This window comes from Enterobacter cloacae complex sp. 342H5 (genome assembly GCF_050030905.1).
GTDB lineage: Bacteria > Pseudomonadota > Gammaproteobacteria > Enterobacterales > Enterobacteriaceae > Enterobacter > Enterobacter intestinihominis.
This window is the reverse complement of sequence record NZ_JBLGVB010000001.1, coordinates 890,750-908,881: the sequence shown is the minus strand read 5'-3', so window position 1 is coordinate 908,881 and position 18,132 is coordinate 890,750. Positions and strand designations below refer to the sequence as shown.

Genomic DNA, 18,132 nt, shown 5'->3' with positions numbered 1-18,132 from the left:
TTACTCCTTTTCCTGCTGTTCAGGCTTCAGCGTACGAATCAGCCAGATTAGCAAACCGATAATGAAAAATGCGCTTGGTGCCAGCAGGAACAGGCCGTTCGGCAGATACCAGCCGCCGTTCTGTACCGTATGCAGCACCGGAATGCCAAACAGTTTGCCGCTGCCAATAAGTTCGCGCAGGAAACCAACCGTCAACAGGATCACACCGTAACCCAGCCCGTTGCCGATACCGTCCATAAAGCTCGCCAGTGGCGGCATTTTCATCGCATAGGCTTCAGCGCGCCCCATCACGATACAGTTGGTGATAATCAGGCCGACAAACACCGAAAGCTGCTTCGAGGTTTCATAAGCGAAGGCGCGCAGAAGCTGATCAACCACGATCACCAGCGAGGCGATGATCGCCATCTGGACAATGATCCTCACGCTGTTGGGTATGTGGTGGCGGATCATTGAGATAAACATGCTGGAAAACGCTGTCACCAGCGTTACCGCCAGCGTCATGACTACCGCCGTTTCCAGCTTGGTGGTTACCGCCAGAGCCGAGCATACGCCCAGCACCTGAAGCGTTATCGGGTTATTGGCTAAAAGTGGGCCAATCAGCACCTTTTTAACTTCTTTCAGTTCACCCGTATCAGCCATTGTTCAGCGCTCCTTCACGTACATTCTTCAGGAAGGGACCAAAGCCCAGTTCACCCATCCAGAAATCAAAGCTGTGCTGCACCCCATTAGAGGTGAGCGTGGCGCCGGAAAGGCCATCAACGGCAAATTCATCACCGGGACGCGCTCCTCCTTTCACCACCTTCAGCGCAGGCTGGCCGTTATCATCGAGCACTTTTTTACCGACAAACTGTGCCCGCCAGTTAGGGTTCTCAACTTCGCCCCCCAGCCCTGGTGTTTCGCCCTGATCGTAATATGTAATGCCTTTGACCGTACGGCCATCGGTATCCAGCGCCACAAAGGCGTACATCATTGACCATAAACCGTTGCCATAGATGGGCAACACGATTTCCTGGATGCGCTTTTGCTCGTCGCCGACGAGGTAAATCTCCGCGACATTGCTGCGGCGCTTAATGCCTGCCGGATCCTGCGAGGCGTCAAGCATGGTGCTCATCTGCGGATCTTTTAGCGCCAGCGCCTGGTTATATTTCGCCGGGTCTTTATCCATTAACTCCCCGGTTTTTAAATCCACCAGCCGTGCGGTAATGCGTTCGGCAAACACCGCTGCGACGTCATCCTTCGTCATGCCTTCCTGCATCAGCCCGGCAACGGCAAGGATGTTACGCTGTTTATCCAGCGCACGTTGCTCCTGCTGTAGCGGTTTCAACCCAACGGCAGAACCGGCCACGACAATGGAGCAGACCAGACACAGTACCAGCACCACCAGCAGCGTTTTGCTGATACTGTCGTTATTTTTGATCTCAGCCACGCGCCTTCCTCCGCTTAATGTTGGCGCGCACGACCAGGTAGTCGAACAGCGGCGCAAACAAATTGGCAAACAGAATGGCCAACATCATCCCTTCCGGATAGGCCGGGTTGACCACGCGAATAAGTACACACATCACCCCAATGAGCGCGCCGTAGCACCATTTACCTCTGTCGGTAAACGAAGCCGAGACCGGATCGGTGGCCATGAACATCATGCCAAACGCAAAGCCTCCCAGCACGAGGTGCCAGTACCACGGCATGGAGAACATCGGGTTAGTGTCTGAACCAATAAAATTGAAAAGCGTGGCGGTGAGGACCATCCCAAGCATGACGCCAGCGACAATGCGCCAGGACGCCACGCGGCCAAAGAGGATGATGGCTCCGCCGATCAAAATCATCAGGGTAGACACCTCACCGATGGAGCCTGGAATATTGCCAATAAACGCATCAAACCAGGTGACAGGCTGTCCGGTTGCATTGTTAACCAGCGTTTCGCCGCCACCTGCCGCCCACTGTGAAAGTGGCGTCGCGCCGGAGAATCCGTCTGCTGCCGTCCACACCAGGTCGCCCGAGATTTGCGCCGGATAAGCAAAGAACAGGAACGCGCGCCCTGCCAGTGCCGGGTTGAGGAAGTTGCGTCCGGTCCCGCCGAAGATCTCCTTGGCAATCACCACGCCAAAGCTGATCCCCATCGCCGCCTGCCAGAGCGGCAGCGTTGGCGGAACAATCAGCGCAAACAGAATAGAGGTAACAAAGAAGCCCTCGTTGATCTCATGTTTGCGAATAATAGCGAACAGAACCTCCCAGAAACCGCCCACAATAAAGACAGTCATATAGATGGGGAGGAAGAAGACAGCGCCCAGCGTCATCATGCTGATCCAGCCTGCATCTGCCGCAAAGCTCACCCCCATCGACTGCGCCAGACGATAGTGCCAGTCAGACTGAATCACCTGCGCCAGCTGCTCTGCATCGTACATATGGTGCAGCGCCGGAATAGTCTGCAACCCAACGTTATACATCCCCCAGAACATGGCCGGGAAGACCGCAAACCAGACCAGAATCATCATTCGCTTGAGGTCGATGGCGTCGCGAACGTGCGCCGCGCCTTTCGTCACCAGACCCGGCGTGTAGAAAATGGTCGTTGTCGCTTCATACAGCGGGTAGTACTTTTTGAGCTTCCCTTCGGTAAAGTGCGGCTCAATTTTTTCAAAGAGGTGTTTTAAGCCCATGGTTATCCTTCCTGCTCAATGCGGGTTAACACCTCGCGCAATACGGGTCCATATTCGTATTTACCTGGACACACATAGGTACACAGCGCCAGATCTTCTTCGTCCAGCTCCAGACAGCCCAGCGCCTGGGCACCGTCGGTATCGCCGGCCAGCAGATCGCGCAGCAGCACAGTGGGCAGAATATCCAGCGGCATCACGCGTTCGTAGTTGCCAATCGGGACCATGGCGCGCTCACCGCCGTTGGTGCTGGTGGAGAAGTTAAACAGCTTACGACGCAAAAAGTGGCCGAGCGTGGTACGGGTTACCGAGTATTTTTCTGCGCCAGGCAGCACCCAGCCGAACAGCTCTTTCTCGCGCCCTTCAAGCACCACGCTCACCTGAAGATGGAAACGACCCAGCCAGGCCATCGGGCCTGTCGCGTGTCTGCCGCTCAGCACCGAGCCGGAAATAATGCGGTTTTCACCTTCTTTCGTTTCGCCAGCCAACAGCGCCGTCAGGTCTGCCCCAAGCAGCGTGCGAACCAGACGCGGTTGGGTTGCCTGAGGGCCGCCGATGGCAATAATGCGTTCTGAGCACAGCTCACCCGTGGTGAAGAGCTTACCGATAGCGATCACGTCCTGATAATTAAGATGCCAGACCTGTTTCGTCAGGCTTACCGGCTCCAGGAAATGAATATGCGTTCCCACCAGTCCGGCCGGATGCGGGCCGGCAAATTCATTAAAGGCGACCTGCCCTTGAGGATGCCCGCCCAGCTTACCGCCGCTGGCCTGGCAGACATGAACTTTGCCCGGCGTCAGGCGCGTTAACACGGTGAGGCCGGCATCGAAAGCTTTGCGTTCCGCCAGGATAAGAGGCTGCGGATCCGCGCTGAGCGGGTTGGTGTCGATGGCCGTAACGAAGATAGCGGCTGGCACAGTGCCAGGTACGGGCGTTTTGCTATAGGGACGCGTGCGAAGCGCCGTCCACAGTCCTGACTCCAGCAGTTGCGTCTGCACCGCGTCGTGGCTGAGGGTAGCGAGATCGGCGGCGTCAAAACGCGCAAACTCGCGTTTCTCATCGCCTTCAATTTGAATAACTACCGATTGCAGAACGCGACGCTCACCACGATGGATGGCGACAACGGTGCCGCTGGCTGGGGCTGTAAACTTAACGCCAGGATTTTTTTTATCCTCGAAGAGTGCCTGGCCTTTTATTACACGATCGCCTTCCTGTACTAGCATCGCGGGGCGCATGCCCACGTAATCATCACCCACAATAGCGACATGATGAATACTGGCGCCGGTCGTTACGTGCTGTTCAGGCACGCCAGAGATTGGCAGATCGAGTCCTTTTCTGATTCTAAACATGTGGTTAGCAGGTATCCATGAACAACAATCCAGAGAGGCCGGAGTGTACCATTTTCGGCCCTGCCAAGGGCAGTAAATCCGCCGTCTGGCGCGCCGAAATGCGAGCTATTGCGCAAAGTTCCTGGAGTCAGGACAATATGAATGGGTTATAAAGTAAAACTAATTTGTAAACTCAAAGGTTGGCTCTTGCGAAAATCTCCATCGGTGCTAATGTGAGCGCTCCTGTCCAGATTAGTCTGATTTCGGGTGTCTTTTGCCGTTCTGGCAAGTTGGTCATTGTTTTATCAAGGAACCAGTAGTATGCGTAAAATCGCATTGTTCATTGCGATGCTTCTGATACCGTGCATGTCGTTTGCCGGGCTGCTTGGCAGTAATAGTTCAACGACGCCGGTCAGCAAAGAGTATAAACAGCAGTTGATGGGATCCCCTGTTTATATTCAAATCTTCAAGGAAGAGCGCACACTCGATCTGTTTGTCAAAATGGGCGAGACGTATCAACTGCTCGATAGCTACAAAATCTGTAACTATTCTGGCGGACTGGGGCCGAAACAGCGCCAGGGTGACTTCAAAAGTCCGGAAGGGTTTTACAACGTTCAGCGTAACCAGCTAAAACCGGACAGCCGCTTCTATAAAGCGATTAACATCGGTTTCCCCAATGCCTTCGACCGTGCGCACGGTTACGAAGGGAAATATCTGATGATCCACGGCGCCTGCGTGTCTGTCGGCTGTTATGCGATGACGGATTCCGGCATTGATGAAATCTTCCAGTTTGTCACGGGCGCACTGGTCTTCGGCCAGCCGAATGTTCAGGTCAGCATCTATCCGTTCCGTATGACGGATGCCAACATGGCGCGCCATAAGTACTCTGTTTACACAGATTTCTGGAAACAGCTAAAACCGGGTTATGACTACTTCGAGCAGACCCATAAGCCGCCGGTGGTGTCCATCGTCAATGGCCGTTACGTGGTGAGTAAACCGCTCAGCCATGAAGTGGTTCAGCCTCAGCTGGCGTCAAATTACGCGGTCCCCGAGACAAAATAGCGCCCACTCGCCTGGCATGATCTTTTGCCAGGTTTCGTTGCCCGTCAGCGGCTGCGTTGCAATGACAGTGACCACATCGTTCGGTGTGGTCTCCTTCTGAAAATCAATTTCCACATCCTGATCGAGCAGCGTGGCGACGCCAAACGGCGCACGTCGGGTGATCCAGAACAGATTCGTCGAGCAGAATGCCATCACGTAGCGTCCGTCAGACAGCAGCATATTAAACACGCCCTTCTCGCGTAACTCAGACGCCAGTGACGCTATGTACTTAAATACTGCGGTCATGTTGCCGGGCGTACGGGGGTAGCGCTCGGTCAGCTTGTGCAGCAGCCAGCAAAATGCTTTTTCGCTGTCCGTTTCACCGACAGGACGAAAATTGCCGGTTTCCAGTGATTTATAGCCCGAGAGCTGCCCGTTGTGCGCATAGGTCCAGTTACGTCCCCACAGTTCACGGGTAAACGGATGGGTATTTTCCAGCGCCACTTCGCCACGATTGGCCTGGCGGATATGGGCGATCACCGAACAGGATTTAATAGGATAGTCCTGCACCAGTCTGGCAATGGGTGAGTTAAAGCTGGGTTGTGGATCTTTAAACGTGCGACATCCTTTGCCTTCGTAGAAGGTAATGCCCCAGCCGTCTTTATGCGGCCCGGTTCCTCCACCGCGCTGAACCAGCCCGGTGAAACTAAAGCAGATATCGGTTGGCACATTGGCGCTCATCCCGAGCAGTTCGCACATAGAACACCTCCACAACAGCGGGGGGCACCGGCGCCCCCCAGCGAAGTCTTACTTAACCATCTCTTTTTCGATCAGTTGGATCAGGATGTGGATCACTTTGATGTGAATTTCCTGAACGCGATCCGCATAACCGAAGTGTGGTACACGGATTTCAATGTCCGCTGTACCGTCCATCTTACCGCCATCTTTCCCGGTCAGGGTGATCACTTTCATGCCCTTCTCACGCGCGGCGGCGATCGCTTTGATCACGTTAGCGGAGTTACCGGACGTGGAGATCCCCAGCAGCACGTCGCCTTCACGGCCTACGGCTTCAACGTAGCGGGAAAAGATATGGTCGTAACCGAAGTCGTTGCCTACACAGGAGATGTGGCTCACGTCGGAAATCGCAATCGCCGGGTAGCCCGGACGGTTTTCGCGATAGCGTCCGGTCAGCTCTTCGGCGAAGTGCATGGCGTCACAGTGGGAACCGCCGTTACCGCAGGAGAGCACTTTACCGCCGGCTTTGAAGCTGTCGGCAAGCAGGACCGCCGCGCGCTGAATAGCGTGAATATTGGCATCATCTTTCAGAAAATTCGCCAGCGTTTCCGCCGCTTCGTTCAGTTCGTTACGAATAAGATCCTGGTACATGAGGATAATCCTTCAGTATTGATGAAATAACACAGTGGAGTGTACCGGATAGCAGTAAAAGCGAGAAGCTAAAGCCATGCGAATCGTCCGGCGTTTTGATTTTTTGTGCCGGCTAAAACGCGAACAATGTGAACCAGGTTGTAATTATTTTGTAAACACATTGCTAAAGGAAATGACATCAACTACAACCATATCATCACAAGTGGTCAGACCTCCTACAAGCAAGGGAGCTTTTCTTTATGATGATTTTGAGCATTTTCGCAACCGTTGTGCTGCTCGGGGTGTTGTTCTATCACCGTGTCAGTTTATTCCTGAGTAGCCTGATTCTTCTGGCCTGGACGGCTGCACTTGGCGTCGTTGGCCTGTGGAATATCTGGGTACTTGTTCCCCTGGCAATCATTTTGCTGCCGTTTAACCTGACGCCGATGCGTAAGTCGATGATCTCCGCGCCGGTGTTCAAGGGATTCCGTAAAGTGATGCCGCCGATGTCGCGCACGGAGAAAGAAGCGATTGATGCGGGCACGACCTGGTGGGAAGGCGATCTGTTCCAGGGCAACCCGGACTGGAAAAAGCTGCACAACTACCCGCAGCCGCGTCTGACCGCCGAAGAACAAGCCTTTATTGACGGCCCGGTGGAAGAAGCCTGCCGCATGGCGAACGATTTTGCCATCACTCACGAAATGGCCGACCTGCCGCCTGAGCTGTGGGCATATCTGAAAGAGCATCGCTTCTTCGCGATGATCATTAAGAAAGAGTACGGCGGTCTGGAATTCTCCGCTTACGCTCAGGCTCGCGTCCTGCAAAAACTGGCGGGTGTTTCCGGGATCCTGGCGATCACCGTTGGCGTGCCAAACTCCTTAGGCCCGGGCGAGCTGTTACAGCATTACGGTACGGAAGAGCAGAAAGATCACTATCTGCCGCGTCTGGCGCGTGGTCAGGAAATTCCGTGCTTCGCGCTGACCAGCCCGGAAGCCGGTTCTGATGCCGGTGCGATCCCGGATACTGGCGTGGTCTGCATGGGCGAATGGCAGGGCGAACAGGTGCTGGGCATGCGCCTGACCTGGAACAAACGTTATATCACCCTGGCGCCTATCGCCACCGTACTCGGTCTGGCGTTCAAACTTTCTGACCCGGAAAAACTGCTGGGCGGTGAAGAAGATCTGGGCATTACCTGTGCGCTGATCCCAACCTCGACCCCGGGGGTTGAAATTGGTCGTCGTCATTTCCCGCTGAACGTACCGTTCCAGAACGGCCCGACTCGCGGTCAGGATATCTTTGTGCCGATTGACTACATCATCGGTGGTCCGAAAATGGCCGGTCAGGGCTGGCGTATGCTGGTGGAATGTCTGTCGGTGGGCCGCGGCATTACCCTGCCGTCGAACTCTACCGGCGGTCTGAAATCGGTGGCGATGGGGATTGGGGCTTACGCGCATATCCGCCGTCAGTTCAAAATCTCCATCGGCAAGATGGAAGGTATCGAAGAGCCGCTGGCGCGTATTGCGGGCAATGCCTACGTGATGGACGCCGCAGCCTCGCTGATTACCTACGGTATTATGCTGGGCGAGAAACCCGCCGTGCTGTCGGCGATTGTGAAGTACCACTGTACCCACCGTGCACAGCAGTCAATTATTGATGCAATGGATATCGCAGGCGGTAAAGGCATTATGCTTGGCGAAGGCAACTTCCTGGCGCGCGGCTATCAGGGCGCACCGATTGCCATCACCGTGGAAGGGGCAAACATCCTGACCCGCAGCATGATGATCTTCGGCCAGGGTGCGATTCGTTGCCATCCGTACGTGCTGGAAGAGATGGCCGCCGCGCAGAATAACGACGTGGATGCCTTCGACAAGCTGCTGTTCAAACATATCGGTCACGTTGGCAGCAATGAAGTTCGCAGCTTCTGGCTCGGCCTGACGCGGGGGCTGACCAGCGCGACGCCGACCCGCGATGCAACCAAACGTTACTACCAACACCTGAACCGTCTGAGCGCTAACCTGGCGCTGCTGTCTGACGTCTCCATGGCCGTTCTGGGCGGAAGCCTGAAGCGTCGCGAACGCATCTCCGCCCGTCTGGGTGATGTGCTGAGCCAGATCTTCCTGGCCTCTGCGGTGCTGAAACGCTACGACGATGAAGGCCGTCAGGAAGCGGATCTGCCGCTGGTGCACTGGGGCGTGCAGGATGCGATGTATCAGGCGGAACAGGCGATTGACGACCTGCTGGCAAACTTCCCGAACCGCTTCGTGGCGGGCGCCCTGCGCGCGGTGATCTTCCCGACCGGTCGTCACCATCTGGCACCGTCTGACAAGCTGGATCATAAAGTGGCGAAGATCCTCCAGGTACCAAGCGCAACCCGTTCCCGTATTGGCCGTGGTCAATACCTGGAACCTACCCCGCATAACCCGGTAGGTTTGCTGGAAGAAGCGCTGCTTGACGTGATGGCCGCCGACCCGATTCACCAGAAGATCTGCAAACAGCTGGGCAAAAACCTGCCGTTTACACGACTGGATGAGCTGGCAAAACAGGCGCTGGCGGGTGGCATCATCGACAACAGCGAAGCTGCGATTCTGGTGAAAGCCGAAGAGAGCCGTCTGCGCAGTATTAACGTGGATGATTTCGAACCAGAAGAGCTGGCGACTCAGCCGGTAAAGCTGCCAGAGAAGCACCGCAAACCTGAAGCGGCATAAGGTATTTTGCTCTCACAAACCCCGCCCCGCGCGGGGTTTTTTATTGCCACATTTTCTGGTAATGACGTGCTACAGTGTCAAAAAGTGTTTATTAAGGAGCCTGTATCGTGCCTGGTTTAAAGATTTCTGTTTTGCAGCAACCTTTAGTGTGGATGGACGGCCCCGCCAACCTTCGCCATTTTGATCGCCAGCTGGAAGAGATTACCGGACGCGATGTGATTGTCCTGCCGGAGATGTTCACCACAGGTTTCGCGATGGAGGCAGCAAAACAGTCCATGCCGCAGGACGAGGTGGTGGCCTGGATGCACGCCAGGGCGCAGGAAACAAACGCGCTGATTGCCGGCAGCGTCGCGCTCCAGACCGGGCGCGGACCGGTCAATCGCTTCCTGCTGGTCGAGCCGGAAGGAAACGTCCATTTCTACGATAAGCGCCACCTGTTCCGCATGGCGGATGAACATCAACATTATGAAGCCGGAAACGAACGCGTGGTATTTGAATGGCGCGGCTGGCGTATTCTGCCGCTGGTCTGCTATGACCTGCGCTTCCCGGTGTGGTCGCGCAACCGCAACGATTATGACCTGGCGTTGTACGTCGCCAACTGGCCCGCCCCACGCTCCCTGCACTGGCAGGCTTTACTGACCGCGCGCGCGATTGAAAATCAGGCTTATGTCGTTGGCTGTAACCGTGTAGGAACGGACGGTAACGGGCATCACTATCGCGGTGACAGCCGGGTGATCAGTCCGCAGGGTGAGATTATTGCCACCGCCGAGCCGCATCAGGCGACACGAATTGACGCTGAGATCTCGTTAACGGCGTTAAAGGAGTATCGGGAGAAGTTTCCGGCCTGGCAGGATGCAGATCCATTTAGCATTGGATAAGAAAAAGCCGGGTGGCGGCTGCGCCTTACCCGGCCTACAAATCAGCTCACCAACGCCTGCCCGTCTTTGCGGCTCTCCGTCGCAGCCACGTAGTGCCCTTCCGGCATACGGTAAATCACCTGCGCGCCGCCAAAATTGTAATCCTGGAGCGGATCTTCCACCACTATCTGGTGTCCGCGCTCGCGCAGCGCCGCGATGGTATTGCGATCGAAGGTCGATTCAACAACCACTTCCCTGCCCTGCACCACGCGCCAGCGCGGGGCGTCAATCGCCGCTTGCGGGTTTTGCCCGTGCAGCATAATGCGAAGCGCCATCTGCATGTGCCCCTGCGCCTGCATCGGGCCGCCCATCACGCCGAAGGACATCAGCGGTTTGCCTTTACCGTCCATCGCAAAGCCCGGAATGATGGTGTGGAAAGGACGCTTGCTGCCCGCCAGCGCGTTCGGGTGTTTGGGATCGAGCACAAAGCCGCAGCCGCGGTTTTGCAGGCTGATCCCCGTCTCCGGCACCACGATCCCTGAACCGAAGCCCATAAAATTGGACTGAATAAAGGAGATCATCATCCCGCTGGAATCCGCTGCGCTGAGGTAAACCGTCCCACTCTGCGTCGGCGATCCGTACACAAAATCAGAGGCTTTATCGTGATTGATAAGCGCGGCGCGCGACTTCAGATAATGGTCGCTCAGCAGCGCTTTGGCGGCAAACTCCATATGCTCTTCATCCGCAACGTAGCGATCGAGATCCGCCAGCGCCAGTTTCATTGCCTCTATAGAGAGGTGCAGCCCCTGCACGGAATCCGGGTGATGTTTCTCGATGCCGCACTGCTCCAGAATGCCGAGCGCAATCAGGGTGGCGATCCCCTGACCGTTTGGTGGCAATTCCTGCACCGAACCGCCCGCGAAGTCGCGCGATAGCAGTTCCACCCAGTCCACACGGTGATTCGCCAGGTCTGCTTCGGTCAGGTGTGCACCATGTGCTTTGGCGAAGGCGGCAATTTTCTGCGCCAGTTCGCCACGGTAAAACGCGTCGCCGTTGGTTTTGGCGATCAGCTCCAGTGAGTTCGCCTGCGCCGGGTTACGGAAGATCTCCCCCACGCGCGGCGCGCGGCCTTCTGGCGCAAAGCAGGCACTAAACCCGGGCTGATCTTTCAGCTTGTTGTAGCCGCGCTGCCAGAGATGGCCGATCAGCGGCGAGACCGGGAAACCGTTACGCGCGTAATCAATGGCTGGCTGCGCGAGCGTGGTCAGCGGCAGCGTGCCAAAACGTTCAGCCAGCGCCACCCAGCCCGACACCGCACCCGGCACGGTCACCGCGTCCCAGCCGATTTCCGGTACGGCGGTTTTTCCGGCAAACAGATCCGCATGCCAGCTGGCTGGCGAACGACCGGACGCATTCAGACCGTGAAGTTTTTCACCGTCCCAGACAATGGCAAAAGCATCGCTGCCGATGCCGTTGCCGGTCGGCTCGACAACGGTCAGCGCCATGGCGGTCGCAACCGCCGCATCAACGGCATTTCCGCCCAGCTGTAGCATCTTCATTCCCGCCTGTGCCGCCAGCGGCTGCGAGGTGGCAACGGCGTTATGGCCCATCATCGGCGGGCGTCGTGAATCGTAACCGGTTGTAAAATCGAGCGCTTTGGTCATCATGACTCCTTAGTCGTGGCGCGGATCGAGCGCATCGCGCAGCCCGTCGCCGAGTAAATTAAAGCCCTGAACGGCAAGGAAAATCGCCACGCCGGGGAAAACCGACATCCACGGCGCCTGTTCGAGAAACCCTTTTGCGGTGTTGAGCATGGAGCCCCAGGATGGGTTCGGCGGCTGTTGGCCTAACCCTAAAAACGAAAGGCTGGCTTCGGCGATAATCGCCGAGGCAATGGCCAGCGTGGCCTGCACCAGGATAGGTGACATCACGTTAGGCAGAACGTATTTAATGATGACCCAGCGGTCCGGCAGGCCAATCGCCCGCGCGCCGTCGATGTACTCTTCGTTGCGAATGGCGATCACCTGGCCGCGCGTCAGGCGGGCGAAGATCGGCATTGCCGAGAGTCCAATAGCGATCATGGCATTCGTCAGGCTTGGGCCTAAGAATGCCCCCAGCGCGATCGCCATGATCAGGAATGGACAGGCCAGCAGTGCCTCAATAAAGCGGGAGATCACCCCGTCCCACATCTTCTGGAAATAACCCGCCACCAGCCCCAGCGGCACGCCGATGACAACCGCGATCGCCACCGACATACAGCCCGCCATCAGCGAGGTTCTCGCCCCCCAGATAATGCGGGACAAGATATCGCGCCCCAGCTCGTCGGTGCCGAACCAGTACATCGCCGATGGCGCTTTGCGCACCGCGAGGAAGTTAGCTTTGACCGGGTCAAATGGCGCGATCCACGGCGCCAGCAGCGCCACCAGCACAAAAAAGCCCACCACAAGCGCGCCAATCACCGCACTTTTATTGGCGAGGAATTTTTTCAGCACCCGGTTTTGCGCGCGCGGCAGCGCGGGCGCCACGGTTTGCGTCGTCAGTTCCGCCATGATTAACCTCGCATTTTCGGGTTGATAAGGACGTAGAGCACGTCAGCCAGCAGGTTGAGCATCAGGAAACCGATCGCCACGATCAGCACTACGCCCTGCACCACCGCGTAGTCGCGGTTGAACACCGAGTCGACGATCATTTTGCCGAAGCCCGGAATGGTGAACACCTGCTCGGTCAGCACCGCCCCGCCCAGCAGCTCGCCGAACAGCAACGTGGTGAGGGTGATCACCGGCACCAGCGCATTGCGAAAGGCGTGCTTCAGGATCACCGCTTTCGGCAGCAGCCCCTTAGCGCGCGCGGTGCGGATGTAATCCGCTTTCAGCACCGCAATCATCGACGCGCGGGTATGGCGCATCAGCGTCGCCGCCAGGCCGGTTCCGAGCACGGACGCGGGCAGCAGCAATGTCCGCATGTTCTGGATCGGATCTTCACTGAACGACACATAACCGGACGCAGGCAACCATTGCAGGTTTACTGAAAAGACCAGAATCAGCAGGATCCCCAGCCAGAAGTGCGGTATTGAGATCCCCGAGATCGCCACAAAGTTCGCCCCGTGATCGACCCAGCTGTTTTTGTTCACCGCCGCGAGGATCCCCATGCTGATACCAAACACCAGCGCGATAATCATCGCCAGCAGCGACAGTTCCAGCGTGACCGGCAGCTTGCTGGCAATCAGTTGCGTGACCGGCTCATGAGTGCGTAAGGAGACACCCAGATCGCCTTGCAGCGCGCGCGTCAGCCAGTTGAAATACTGCACGGGGATCGGCGCGTCCAGATTCAGCTCAGCACGCAGCTGGGCGATCACCGCCGGATCGCGCTCCTCCCCGGCCATGGCAATCAGCGGATCGCCAGGCAGCAGCTTTTGCAGGCCGAACACCATCATGCTCACCAGCAGCAGAGTGGGTATAGCCAGCAGCAGACGTTTGCAAATCAGTTCCAGCATGGGTTCTCCTCAGGAGGTTTATTTCGCCAGCGTTAAGCCAGCCAGACGCACAATGCCGTCCGGGTACGCTTTAAAGCCCTGCACGCGCTTGTTCAGGCCAAAAATGCGCGGTTCGAAGTAAAGGTATGCAATCGGCATATCGGTCTGAAGCTGCTTCACAACCTTGTCATACAGCGGCTGGCGGGCGGCCTGATCGGTGCTCTGACGCGCCTGCGTTAGCCATTCATCCACCTGAGCATTGCTGTAGCGGCCGTCGTTGAGGGTGCCTTTGCTGTTGATAAAGCCGTAGATGCTGCCATCTGGATCCGGGCGACCCGACCAGCCGGAGAAGCTCAACTGGTAGTCACCGCTCTGCTGGCGATCCAGCAGCGTGGCGAACTCGGTCATTTGCAGGTTCAGGTTAAAGCCCGCCTCTGCCACCATCGCCTGCAATACCTGGCCCACCTGCTGCGAGGTTGGGTTGTTCGGCACCAGCAGATTAACGGTCAGCGGCGCGGTAACGCCTGCGGCTTTCAGCAGCGCTTTGGCTTTGTCGACGTCACGCGGGGGAACCGGGAAATTGACGTGATACGGGCTTACCGGCGAAAACGCCTGGTTTGCCGGAGTGTAAAGCCCTTCGAACACTACCTGGTTTAAAGCATCGCGATCGATGGCCTGGGAAAATGCTTCACGCACGCGGGCATCTTTGAAGGGATCGTTCGCCGGGACTTTGCCATTGTTAATATTGAAGGTGATACCCTGGTATCCGAGGCCCGTCACCTTCGCCAGCGCCAGCTTGCTGTCGGCTTCGACGGTTTTGACGTCGCTGGCGGCAATGCCTTCGGTCAGGTCGAGATCGCCCGCGCGCAGGTTCGCCAGGCGCACGGAGGCATCCGGGATCGGCAGATAGATAATTTTATCGAAGTGGTAGGCGTCTTTGTTCCAGTAGTTGTCGAAGCGGGTCAGCACAATGCGGTCCTGCGACACGCGGCTGTCGAATTTATAGGGGCCGGAACAGACCGGATGGGCGGCAAAATCGGCTTTTTTCGCGGCTTCCGGCGCCATCATTGCGCCTGCGCGATCGGTGAGCTGCATCAGAAGTGCGGCATCCGGCGTTTTCAGGTGCAGGGCTATCTGCATCGGGCCGGTGACCTCCACCGACTCAACGGAAGAGAGTTCACTTTTACGCAGAGAGCCTTTTAGCGTCAGGGCCCGGTCGAGGTTGTATTTCGCGGCGGCGGCATCGAATTTTTCACCGTCGTGGAAGGCCACGCCTTCACGGAGATCCAGGGTCAGCGTTTTGCCGTCATCGCTCCACGCCCAGGATTTCGCCAGTCCCGGCACCACCTTGAGGTGCTCGTCCACGTCCACCAGCCGGTCACACAGGGAGGCAAAGACGAAGCGGCCATAATAGGTACGCGCCAGATGCGGGTCCAGCATGTCCGGATCTGCACCCAGGCCGATTCGCAGCACGCTTTCAGAATGGGCGGGCAGCGCCGCACCAAGCAACATAACACTTCCCAGTACGGTCAAAAGAGAATTACGCATTGTCATTATCATGAGTTCCTTGAAGGAAGGGAGGAGTGAGTAGCCGCGTGTTCAAACAGCGCGCGGCGGCGCAAAAATGCGGCGGATGGCGGTGCGATCTGTATAACGCTGCGATCGCGATTAATCTCCTGCCAGCGGTGGCAGGCGACCTGACGTCCGCCGTCGATTACCTGATGAATCGGCTCAACCTGACGACATTCATCGCTAACATAGGGGCAACGGGTGTGGAAACGGCAGCCGGAGGGCGGATTAGCCGGGTTCGGTAAATCACCCTGCAACAGCGGCGCATCCCGCGCTACGCCTGGCTGCATTTGCGGCGCAGAGGCAATTAATGCCTGGGTATAAGGATGCAGCGGCGCGTCGAAGATATCGTCGACGGTGGCCAGCTCGACGATTTGCCCAAGATACATCACCGCCACGCGGTCGCTCATATGACGGATAACCGCCAGACCGTGGGCGACGATCACCATCGTTAGCCCCAACTGGTGCTTCAGGCTTTCCAGTAAATTGACCACCTGTGCCTGGACGGAAACATCCAGTGCGGAAACCGGTTCATCGCCCAGCAGCAGCTTTGGGCCTGACGCCAGCGCGCGCGCAATGCCGATACGCTGACGCTGCCCGCCGGAAAATTCGTGCGGATAACGTCCGGCCCAGGCCGCGGGCAAGCCGACCGTCCTGAGCAGCTCGGCGACGTGGTACTGGCGATCCGCTTTTTTCATGTTCTGGTGCAGCCACAGCGGCTCACCGACAATCTGTTCTACCGTCATGCGCGGGTTCAGCGAGGCGAAGGGATCCTGAAAGATGATCTGTAGCTCACGCCGGAGATGGTTCAGACGTGCGCCTGAGGCGTGGGTGATCTCCTCACCCTGATAAAATACGCGCCCTTCGCTGGCGCCCAGCAGGCGCAGCAGCAGCCGGCCGAGGGTGGATTTCCCGGAACCCGACTCGCCGACAATTGCCAGCGTTTCGCCAGGCATCACCGACATCGAAACTCGGTCGACAGCGGTGACAAAGCGGGCCGGCGTAAACAGTTTTTTCGGGCCGGGGAAAAGCTTGCTCAGATCGCGGGCTTCAAGAATGGGCATAGTCATGCGGTCTCTCCCAGGGCAATGTGGTGTTCGAGCGGCACGCGGAAGCAGGCAACCTGATGGCCCGTACCGAGCGTAGTGAGCGGTGGTTTTTCAGCATGACAGCGCGTCTGCGCGAAGGGACACCGGGTGGCGAAGCGGCAGCCTTGAGGCATGGATTCCGGCAGCGGGACCGATCCGGGAATGGTGGAAAGCTGGCCCTTGCGTACGCCAAGGGAGGGGATCGAGCCCATCAGGCCAATTGTGTACGGGTGCTGCGGGTCGGCAAATATCGCCTCGACGCTTCCCTGCTCTACTACCTGGCCGGCATACATCACCGCCACCTGCTGTGCCACTTCGGCCACCACGCCTAAATCGTGGGTGATCATCAGCACCGCCGTGCCCGTTTCTTCTTTTAAGGTATTGAGCAGAGCGAGAATTTGCGCCTGAATGGTCACGTCCAGAGCGGTAGTGGGTTCGTCAGCGATCAGTAATTTGGGATGGTTTATCAGCGCCATCGCAATCATCACGCGCTGGCGCATACCGCCGGAAAGCTGATGCGGGTAAACCTTAAGGCGCATCTCTGCGGCCGGGATCTGCACCTTCTCCAGGATCTGTAGCGCAACCGTCATCGCCTCAGCCCGGGAGATCGTTTGATGGCGCATCACCGCTTCACTGAGCTGATCGCCAAGCGTGAAAGCCGGGTTGAGCGAGGTCATGGGCTCCTGGAATATCATCGCCAGCTCGCTGCCGCGCAGATTGGCATACTCGCGCGGCGAGAGCTTGCGCAGATCGTGGCGGCGGAAGTGCATCTCCCCGCTGACGATCCTGGCGCTGGCAGGCAATAACCCCATCAGCGCCAGGGAAGTGATGCTTTTACCACAGCCGGACTCGCCCACCAGCGCCAGCGTTTCGCCCGCCCTTACCGTCAGCGAGATGTCTTCGAGCACGCTTACCGGCGAGCCCGCGAATTTAACGTTGAGGTTTTGCAGCCGCAGTACGGGCATGGAGTCCTTAAAGGGTATCGTCGTCATAGCGTGGAATCGTCCTCAAGGTGGATGGCCTGAATCAGGGCGGTTTGCAGGCTGAGCAGGTGTTCGCGCATGGCGGCCGCAGCTTCATTAGGCTGGCGATGAATAATCGCTGACATGATTTTGTGATGGTGGTCGTTATAGTTGTCGACACGTTCGGGGGTGCGGGCAAGCTCGCGTAAATACTGCCAGCCGGGCTCCCGGCGGACGGCATCTATCGCATCGAAAAGCCCTAGCATGAGGCGGTTGCCGGCCGCTTCCGCAATGGCGCGGTGAAAGGCGCTATCCCATAGTTCGTTAAGATCGCGGTCATCCGGGCTGACCTTGTCAATGCGTTCCAGCATGCGCTGCATGAGCGCGAGGTTTTCCCTGGTGGCACGCAGTGCCGCAAGTCGGGCTAAGCCGGGTTCGAGCTGTAGTCGAGCTTCCATGACTTCCAGCAGGTTGGTTTGCTGAACCAATCCCTGAAGCGCCAACGGCTCAACAGGGGCAGCCGGACCAATGAAGGTACCTTTGCCCTGCTTGCGCCAGATCCGCCCTTCTTCTTCCAGCACGTCCAGCGCGCGACGCACTTCGCGTCGTCCTACGCCGAGTGTTTCCGATAGCTCACGTTCAGTGGGCAGCGGAGTGCCTGGTGTTGACTCGTGCTGGTTGATAAGCCCGCGCAACTGGTCAAGCGCGGTGCTGGAATTTGCTAAAACCCGTGAAGGTTTTTCCATATTGGTTCGCTCGCTTTCATCATGACTTTATTTTCATTAAAGATAAGTTATTGATATGACGAACTACTTATCGTGCTAATGATTAAGCAATAAGCGAACCAATAACGCATTGGTTCATGAGTTTTCTGAAGAATGACAGGTAACTAAATGATTTCTTATGAATTATTTTTACATAATTATTACACATCAACATGAGGGCAGAAGGTGAGATGGAGAAATAATGCACAATAACAGTGCGAATTACGCACCAATAATGTGCATTTGTTAATAAATTGCACTTTGTTTATTAAATTTTTGTTAATGAAAATAGAGTGAGAATAGGTGAGTTTTTAGGGGGTATAAAACGAC

Annotated in this window: 16 protein-coding genes; 3 read left to right on the top strand and 13 right to left on the bottom strand. The window is 57.0% G+C overall.

Features of this window, described 5'->3' with window-relative positions; translation table 11 throughout:
- The 4 genes from ACQG03_RS04360 to ACQG03_RS04345 are packed head-to-tail and all read right to left on the bottom strand — an operon-like array spanning position 1 to position 4,000.
- Entirely contained in the window at positions 1–639 is a 639-nt protein-coding gene (locus tag ACQG03_RS04360; protein WP_063163977.1) for an NADH:ubiquinone reductase (Na(+)-transporting) subunit D, read from the bottom strand.
- Positions 632–1,426, bottom strand: a complete 795-nt coding sequence (locus ACQG03_RS04355; RefSeq protein WP_063163976.1) for a Na(+)-translocating NADH-quinone reductase subunit C — start codon at positions 1,424–1,426, stop codon at positions 632–634. Before ACQG03_RS04355 ends, ACQG03_RS04360 begins: the two co-directional genes overlap by 8 nt.
- Positions 1,419–2,654, bottom strand: coding sequence for an NADH:ubiquinone reductase (Na(+)-transporting) subunit B (locus ACQG03_RS04350; protein ID WP_063163975.1), 1,236 nt, complete (start codon positions 2,652–2,654; stop codon positions 1,419–1,421). The genes ACQG03_RS04355 and ACQG03_RS04350 overlap by 8 nt, the downstream gene beginning before the upstream one ends.
- A 2-nt stretch (positions 2,655–2,656) precedes the next feature.
- On the bottom strand, positions 2,657–4,000 hold the full coding sequence (locus ACQG03_RS04345; RefSeq protein WP_063163974.1) for a Na(+)-translocating NADH-quinone reductase subunit A: 1,344 nt from the start codon (positions 3,998–4,000) through the stop codon (positions 2,657–2,659).
- 300 nt (positions 4,001–4,300) lie between these two features.
- Between ACQG03_RS04345 and dpaA the strand changes: the two genes are divergently transcribed.
- Positions 4,301–5,041 (top strand): peptidoglycan meso-diaminopimelic acid protein amidase, encoded by a 741-nt coding sequence (gene dpaA / locus ACQG03_RS04340; RefSeq protein WP_006810008.1) that lies wholly within the window; start codon positions 4,301–4,303, stop codon positions 5,039–5,041.
- Here dpaA and ACQG03_RS04335 read toward each other — a convergent pair.
- Both ACQG03_RS04335 and lpcA read right to left on the bottom strand, forming a co-directional pair.
- A complete protein-coding gene (locus tag ACQG03_RS04335; protein ID WP_017383120.1) occupies positions 5,012–5,779 on the bottom strand; it encodes a class II glutamine amidotransferase in 768 nt (255 codons plus the stop codon). The two genes, dpaA and ACQG03_RS04335, sit on opposite strands and share 30 nt — an antisense overlap.
- A gap of 48 nt (positions 5,780–5,827) precedes the next feature.
- Positions 5,828–6,406: a D-sedoheptulose 7-phosphate isomerase gene (gene lpcA, locus ACQG03_RS04330; protein WP_003863232.1), complete on the bottom strand. Its 579-nt coding sequence runs from the start codon at positions 6,404–6,406 to the stop codon at positions 5,828–5,830.
- Positions 6,407–6,645: 239 nt separating this feature from the next.
- On the opposite strand from lpcA, the gene fadE reads away from it, so the two are divergent.
- Complete coding sequence (gene fadE / locus ACQG03_RS04325) at positions 6,646–9,090, top strand: acyl-CoA dehydrogenase FadE (RefSeq protein ID WP_038415395.1); 2,445 nt, start codon at positions 6,646–6,648, stop codon at positions 9,088–9,090.
- Positions 9,091–9,197: 107 nt separating this feature from the next.
- Entirely contained in the window at positions 9,198–9,968 is a 771-nt protein-coding gene (locus ACQG03_RS04320) for an amidohydrolase (RefSeq protein WP_023305484.1), read from the top strand.
- A 41-nt stretch (positions 9,969–10,009) separates the two neighbouring features.
- Here the strand turns inward: ACQG03_RS04320 and ACQG03_RS04315 are convergent, their stop codons facing one another.
- Genes ACQG03_RS04315 through ACQG03_RS04285 form a run of 7 tightly spaced genes read right to left on the bottom strand, consistent with a single transcriptional unit; the run spans position 10,010 to position 17,784 of the window.
- Positions 10,010–11,611: a gamma-glutamyltransferase family protein gene (locus ACQG03_RS04315; RefSeq protein WP_063163973.1), complete on the bottom strand. Its 1,602-nt coding sequence runs from the start codon at positions 11,609–11,611 to the stop codon at positions 10,010–10,012.
- A gap of 9 nt (positions 11,612–11,620) precedes the next feature.
- Positions 11,621–12,496 carry an ABC transporter permease gene (locus tag ACQG03_RS04310; protein WP_063163972.1) on the bottom strand — a complete coding sequence of 292 codons (876 nt, stop codon included), beginning with the start codon at positions 12,494–12,496 and terminating at the stop codon, positions 11,621–11,623.
- 2 nt (positions 12,497–12,498) lie between these two features.
- Entirely contained in the window at positions 12,499–13,440 is a 942-nt protein-coding gene (locus ACQG03_RS04305) for an ABC transporter permease (RefSeq protein WP_023305482.1), read from the bottom strand.
- Between the two features lie 18 nt (positions 13,441–13,458).
- Positions 13,459–14,973 carry an ABC transporter substrate-binding protein gene (locus ACQG03_RS04300; RefSeq protein WP_022647135.1) on the bottom strand — a complete coding sequence of 505 codons (1,515 nt, stop codon included), beginning with the start codon at positions 14,971–14,973 and terminating at the stop codon, positions 13,459–13,461.
- A 2-nt stretch (positions 14,974–14,975) separates the two neighbouring features.
- The gene (locus ACQG03_RS04295; protein ID WP_063163971.1) at positions 14,976–16,058 is read right to left on the bottom strand and encodes an ABC transporter ATP-binding protein; all 1,083 of its coding nucleotides are present in this window, start codon (positions 16,056–16,058) and stop codon (positions 14,976–14,978) included.
- On the bottom strand, positions 16,055–17,068 hold the full coding sequence (locus tag ACQG03_RS04290; protein WP_063163970.1) for an ABC transporter ATP-binding protein: 1,014 nt from the start codon (positions 17,066–17,068) through the stop codon (positions 16,055–16,057). Before ACQG03_RS04290 ends, ACQG03_RS04295 begins: the two co-directional genes overlap by 4 nt.
- Positions 17,065–17,784: a FadR/GntR family transcriptional regulator gene (locus tag ACQG03_RS04285; protein ID WP_022647132.1), complete on the bottom strand. Its 720-nt coding sequence runs from the start codon at positions 17,782–17,784 to the stop codon at positions 17,065–17,067. Before ACQG03_RS04285 ends, ACQG03_RS04290 begins: the two co-directional genes overlap by 4 nt.
- Between the last annotated feature and the right edge of the window lie 348 nt (positions 17,785–18,132).

Coding starts and splice junctions, on each gene's coding strand:
- ACQG03_RS04360 (WP_063163977.1), bottom strand. CDS start 639: ATGGCTGATACGGGTGAACTGAAAGAAGTTAAAAAGGTGCTGATTGGC.
- ACQG03_RS04315 (WP_063163973.1), bottom strand. CDS start 11,611: ATGACCAAAGCGCTCGATTTTACAACCGGTTACGATTCACGACGCCCG.
- ACQG03_RS04345 (WP_063163974.1), bottom strand. CDS start 4,000: ATGTTTAGAATCAGAAAAGGACTCGATCTGCCAATCTCTGGCGTGCCT.
- fadE (WP_038415395.1), top strand. CDS start 6,646: ATGATGATTTTGAGCATTTTCGCAACCGTTGTGCTGCTCGGGGTGTTG.
- ACQG03_RS04310 (WP_063163972.1), bottom strand. CDS start 12,496: ATGGCGGAACTGACGACGCAAACCGTGGCGCCCGCGCTGCCGCGCGCG.
- ACQG03_RS04285 (WP_022647132.1), bottom strand. CDS start 17,784: ATGGAAAAACCTTCACGGGTTTTAGCAAATTCCAGCACCGCGCTTGAC.
- ACQG03_RS04350 (WP_063163975.1), bottom strand. CDS start 2,654: ATGGGCTTAAAACACCTCTTTGAAAAAATTGAGCCGCACTTTACCGAA.
- ACQG03_RS04295 (WP_063163971.1), bottom strand. CDS start 16,058: ATGACTATGCCCATTCTTGAAGCCCGCGATCTGAGCAAGCTTTTCCCC.
- ACQG03_RS04335 (WP_017383120.1), bottom strand. CDS start 5,779: ATGTGCGAACTGCTCGGGATGAGCGCCAATGTGCCAACCGATATCTGC.
- ACQG03_RS04290 (WP_063163970.1), bottom strand. CDS start 17,068: ATGACGACGATACCCTTTAAGGACTCCATGCCCGTACTGCGGCTGCAA.
- lpcA (WP_003863232.1), bottom strand. CDS start 6,406: ATGTACCAGGATCTTATTCGTAACGAACTGAACGAAGCGGCGGAAACG.
- ACQG03_RS04305 (WP_023305482.1), bottom strand. CDS start 13,440: ATGCTGGAACTGATTTGCAAACGTCTGCTGCTGGCTATACCCACTCTG.
- ACQG03_RS04300 (WP_022647135.1), bottom strand. CDS start 14,973: ATGACAATGCGTAATTCTCTTTTGACCGTACTGGGAAGTGTTATGTTG.
- dpaA (WP_006810008.1), top strand. CDS start 4,301: ATGCGTAAAATCGCATTGTTCATTGCGATGCTTCTGATACCGTGCATG.